The following is a 5,285-nucleotide window of genomic DNA, read 5'->3' as shown; positions in this document are numbered from 1 at the left end:
CACTTCGTATCGCGGCGTTGGCGGTTTAATCGGGCCTAGTTCATTACACACTTCAGAGTGCCTCCCAGACATTGAGACTGATTCAAGATGGAGTGGCCAATTTCGACGGGTCTCAGCATTCTATCTGCATGGTGGTGTTCCAGCCCACCTGCCTGTGCAATACCAGATGGAATACGCTCATTGGGGTGGCGCTGATTGCATGCCTTTCACTTAGCGAGCCAGCAGGCTGACAGGTGCTGTGGTCCAACTTCGATCGCCGGCGGCTCCTCAGCTTTGCAACGGTCGAAGGCAAGCGGGCAACGAGGATGGAAACGGCAGCCCTTCGGCACGCGCGCGGCACTTGGAACCTCGCCCTGCAGGGCCGGCAACTCGGCGCGACCTGCGTTGCCGCCAATCTGCGGTGTGGCGTTGCGCAAGGCGACGGTATACGGATGGCGAGGGTTGAATGTGATCTCGTCGGCGCTACCAATCTCGACCAATTTTCCAAGATACAAGACCGCAATCCGGTCGGCGATCAGCCAGGCAAGGGGCAAATCGTGGGTGATGAACAGCAGCGCCATGTTGTGCCTGTCGCGCAAGTCAACCAGGACCTGAAGAATCTGAGCGCGTATCGAGACATCGAGCATCGATACAGGTTCATCAGCAACGATGAGTTCCGGCCGGACGGCAAGCGCTCCTGCAATCACGACGCGCTGGCGCTGCCCGCCGGATAGCTCGTGCGGGAAGCGGGCGAAGAAATCGCCGGGAGGATTGAGCCCAGCGGCCGCAAGCGCTTCACTCACCCGGTCGGCGAGTTGAGTGGCGTTACCGACCAGCCGCAGGGACTGCAACGGCTCCGCCACGATGTCGAACACGGTGTGTCGCGGATTGAGGGCCTGATAAGCGTCCTGGAAGATCATTTGCACGCGACGCCGGTACGGACGTAGAGCCGAGAAGCCCTCTACCGACCTCATGTCGCGGCCTTCGAACAGCATTCTGCCGCCAGTCGGCTTGGCAAGCTTGGTGATGACGCGGCCCACAGTGGTCTTGCCGCTTCCCGATTCGCCGACCAGGGCGACGATCTCGCCCCGCCCGACGTTGAGGTCGATCCCGTCTACCGCGCGCATGGCGCCGACAGATCGGCCCAGGACACGGTCGAACAGACCGCCCTGGATAGGAAAATGAACTTGCAGGCTCTCGAGACGCAGGATGCCGGCAGTGTCAGGCATGAACAGCGACCTTGTCTTCTTGCGTCAAGGACCGGTGAAGGTGACAGGCGACACGTCCCCGCCCGAACTTATTGAGGCTGGGGACTTCGGTCGCGCACCCCCCCATGACCGACGGGCAACGCGGATGGAAAGCGCAGCCCGAGGGTCGATTCACCAAGTTGGGAGGATCACCCGGTATTGGCCGGATCATCTTTTTGCCGCTCGCTGGGTTCGGGATCGATTCGATCAGCTGTCGGGTGTAGGGATGTTTGGGCTGGGCGAAAATCTCGGCGACAGTGCCATCCTCGACGATGCGGCCCGCGTACATGATCATTACGCGATCACAACACTTAGCCACCACAGAAAGGTCGTGGGTGATCAAAATCAGGGCGAGGCTCAACTGCGATCGCAAGTCGCCTAGCAGGTTAAGGATCTGAGCCTGAGTGATGACGTCGAGCGCTGTGGTGGGCTCGTCACCAATGATAATCGAAGGTCGACACGCGAGCGCCATGGCAATCATCACCCTTTGTCGCATTCCGCCCGACAACTCGTGAGGGTAGGCGGAACCACGATCCGCCGGGATGCCGACCAGTTGAAGCAACTCACTTCCCCGCTTGGTCGCCTCGCCCCGCGACATGCCGAGCTTCAGCATGCATGGCTCGGCGATCTGCTTGATAATGCGGTGAACAGGATTAAGTGCGTTCATCGCGCCCTGGAAGACAACGGACGTTTCGCTCCAGCGATGTGGCCGCATCGCCGCATCATCGTCGATCGGCAGTCGGTTGCCACGATAGCGCACTTGGCCGCCGCTGACCCGCGCGTTGGGTGATAGTAGACCAGCGATCGCCATCGCGGTCGTGGTCTTGCCACTGCCCGATTCTCCGACGAGGCCCACGGCCTCTCCGGCTCGGAGCGCGAAGCTTACGCCGTCGATTGCTCGCAATGAAACGCCCTTGAGCCCATAATCGACAGAGAGCCGGTCTATTTCCAGAAGCGGTGTTTTGTCCTGGGAGGAGCTGGTCATGGGATCACCCTCCGCCGTGGATTGAACGTGTCGTCAAGGGCACTGCCAATCAGGACGAAGCTAAGCGAAACCGTGAGTACGCACAGTCCTGGGGCGCCGAGGTACCACCAGGCTCCAGCACTGGCCGCGCCGGCGCGCTGAGCGAGCGAAAGCAAAGTGCCCCATGAAGGCTGCAACGGGTCCCCGAGTCCAAGGAATGAGAGCGATGTCTCGACATAGATTGCGCTGGCGACCACCAGCGCACCATTGGCTGCGATTTGCGGCACGAGATTGGGGAGGATGTGCCGCACCATGATGCCGAAATTACTGCTACCCGCAACGCGCGCACGATCAATGAATGGTCGCTCCTTAAGCGACAGTGTCTGACTCCGGACGATACGTGCAACAAAGGACCAGCTTGTCATGCCTATAACGACAATGATCACGAAAAGAGAAGGACGGAAGCCCAGGATTTCTCCACCGCGCCCCATCACCTCGAGAACCACGGGTGTAATGACCAGCGCCAGCACGAAGGACGGCATGACAAAAAAGAAGTCTGTCAAGCGCATCAGCCAGACGTCGACCCTGCCACCATAGTAGCCAGCGGTCGTACCGATTGTAGTCCCAACGACGAGGCTGATCACAGTCGCGAGTAGCGCAATCGTAAGCGAGATCCGGGCACCATGGAGGACCAGATTGAGCACGTCCCGCCCGATTTCGTCCGTGCCGAGCAGATGCTCGCCTGATGGGGGTGCGAGGAAATCGCCAGTTGCATTGATCGCAGTCTGGAGCGGTCCCGCCAGAATATTGGGGACCGCTCCCACAACAAGAAAGAATACCAGACATACGAGGCCCACCTGAGCACCGCCATAGCTGAGAAATTGACGCAGAAAGCCTTTTATTGCGCGCGCCCGGCCTCGCGGGCAATATCGAACAATATTGTCGCTCATTGTCGGACCCTCGGATCTAGAAGGCTGTAGGCAAGATCGGCTACGAGGTTTGCGAGAACAATTGAAACGCCAAGCAACAGGAATATGCCTTGAAGGACTGGGTAGTCCCGTGCGTTGAGTGCTTCCACCGTCAGCCCGCCGATACCCGGCCAGGCGAAAACGGCTTCGACAGTGATGGCCCCGGCGACCACATAGCCAATATTGAGGGTGATCAAGGTCACGACCGGTAGCATTGCATTGCGAAATGCATGACGCATCAGCATTTGACCGTTGGTCAGCCCTTTCGCCCGTGCGGTTACCATGTAATCCTCGGTGAGTACGTCACTCATTGCGGCACGAGCGACGACGACGTACTGGCCGATTAGCCCAAGCGCCACCGCAGTGGCGGGAAGCGTGAGATGTTGCAGGTAGTCGAGGAACGAACCAAGAGAGCCCGTGATCAGGCCGGGCGAGTATGCACCATAGCCCGGGAGCCAACCCAATGCCGTGCTGAAGATTACCACCAGGATCATGCCGAGCCAGAAAGCCGGCGTAGAATAGAGCGCCAGAGAGGCTCCGGTTGCGATACGGTCGCCGGCTCCTCCCCGGCGCCAGCCTGCGTAGATCCCAAGCATCACCCCAATAACGATTGCCATTATCTGAGCAACCCCGACTAGGACTATGGTGTCCGGCAGGCGTTCCGCTATCAGGTCTGCGACATGCCTGCCCCTGAACTTGAAGCTGTAGCCGAAATCGCCGCGGAGTGTTGCCGACAGGTAGTCGACCGCCTGGTCCGGGAACAGCGGCCGGTCAAGGCCCCAACGTTGGTTCTGCGCCTCAATCTGCTCGGCGGTGACGCTGACGCGCGCCCCGCCAAGCAAAAGAGATGCAGGGTCACCTGGAATAACTCGGAATAGGATGAAGTTCAGGACTGCCACCATCAGGAGGGTTATAGAGGCCCTGACGATGATGCGCAGGATGTGACGGCTCCCTCCCCCTCCGTTCACGGCGCGGGCACCGGCTTCAAGCGATCGAATGGGAAGTAGCTGTCCATCGACATGATGCCTTGCTTTCCCCAACCCTCGAAGCAATCCCTCCGGTGGGCTTCGAGCAGGGTGGGGTAACATAGTACGATGTAAGGCGCTTCAGTATAAATTAGTCGCGCTGCCTGGTCGACCAGCTTTTGGTTTTTCTTGAGGTCAACGGTGACCTGCACCTCCGCGAACAGTTTGTCGAACTCCGCATTCGTCCAGTACGCCTTGTTCTTGATGCCGATGGAATTGCTGCTGCCGAAGATGAGCAGGTCTTTAGGTGTTGGGCCTTGCCAGGTATCGGAAATGAGCAGATCCCACCCTCCGCCGCCTTTCGCCGGAGCTGCGGCGCGGGCGCTCAGCGCACCGGAGTCGAGCCGAGTCACCGATACAGGGATACCGATTTGCTCCAACCAGCCAGCGATAAACTGCACTGCCGCGACCGGCATCTCTATATTTGCTGAAGGTCCAGACACCAGCTCTAGCTGGAAACTCTTCCCGTCCTTGTCCTCCCGAATGCCATCGCCGTTCGTGTCCCGGTACCCTGCGGCGTCAAGCCGGCGGTTGGCTTCGGCGAGATCGAAGTGGCGCCTGATGTCGTTCAGATCTGAATAGTAATCGGCCGCCACCGGCATTGCGAGTCCGACACCAGGGTCGGCGTGTCCGCGCATGGCTCGATCGACGATGGCCTTCTGATCGATCGCGTAGCCGAGCGCATCGCGAAACGCCGGATCCTGCAGAGCCTTGGTGCTACCTGCGCCATCTCCCGAAGCGGTGTTGAAGGCGAGATAGGTTTTCTGAGCTATGCGGGATTCACCGACTACAATGTCGGGATCCTTCGAGAGATCAGCCCACTGGGCGGACGTCAGGTAGTTGCCATAATCGAGTTCCCCGCTCTTAAGACCTTGCGCAATCGGATCGGCGGCATCGAAGGACCGCAGGATCACCCCCGCGATTTGGGGCTTCCCCGTACGGAAATAGGGGTTCGGCGTCAGGCGTGTAAACTGGCCCTGGTGAAACTCCGAAACGATCATAGGTCCCGTACCCACCAAAGGCGGATCGTTGCGGAAGGTTACGCGTGCGTCAGCATAGCTGATGTCCTTCCAAATGTGCTCGGGAACGATCATTATGATAT

Annotated in this window: 5 protein-coding genes; all 5 read right to left on the bottom strand. The window is 59.4% G+C overall.

What is annotated here, in order from left to right:
• Positions 1 to 206: 206 nt before the first annotated feature.
• On the bottom strand, positions 207 to 1,208 hold the full coding sequence (locus tag EN932_RS08385; protein WP_063169341.1) for an ABC transporter ATP-binding protein: 1,002 nt from the start codon (positions 1,206 to 1,208) through the stop codon (positions 207 to 209).
• The gene (locus EN932_RS08380; protein ID WP_063169342.1) at positions 1,201 to 2,211 is read right to left on the bottom strand and encodes an ABC transporter ATP-binding protein; all 1,011 of its coding nucleotides are present in this window, start codon (positions 2,209 to 2,211) and stop codon (positions 1,201 to 1,203) included. The genes EN932_RS08385 and EN932_RS08380 overlap by 8 nt, the downstream gene beginning before the upstream one ends.
• Positions 2,208 to 3,140, bottom strand: a complete 933-nt coding sequence (locus EN932_RS08375; RefSeq protein ID WP_063169343.1) for an ABC transporter permease — start codon at positions 3,138 to 3,140, stop codon at positions 2,208 to 2,210. The genes EN932_RS08380 and EN932_RS08375 overlap by 4 nt, the downstream gene beginning before the upstream one ends.
• On the bottom strand, positions 3,137 to 4,126 hold the full coding sequence (locus EN932_RS08370) for an ABC transporter permease (protein ID WP_063169344.1): 990 nt from the start codon (positions 4,124 to 4,126) through the stop codon (positions 3,137 to 3,139). The genes EN932_RS08375 and EN932_RS08370 overlap by 4 nt, the downstream gene beginning before the upstream one ends.
• On the bottom strand, positions 4,123 to 5,285 hold a 1,163-nt coding region (locus EN932_RS08365), incomplete at its 5' end, for an ABC transporter substrate-binding protein (protein ID WP_128368785.1). The genes EN932_RS08365 and EN932_RS08370, both read right to left, overlap by 4 nt.

It is taken from the genome of Mesorhizobium sp. M7A.F.Ca.US.002.01.1.1, assembly GCF_004022955.1.
GTDB lineage: Bacteria > Pseudomonadota > Alphaproteobacteria > Rhizobiales > Rhizobiaceae > Mesorhizobium > Mesorhizobium ciceri.
Note: the sequence above shows the minus strand (reverse complement) of the source record. Positions and strands in the feature narration are given on the sequence as shown.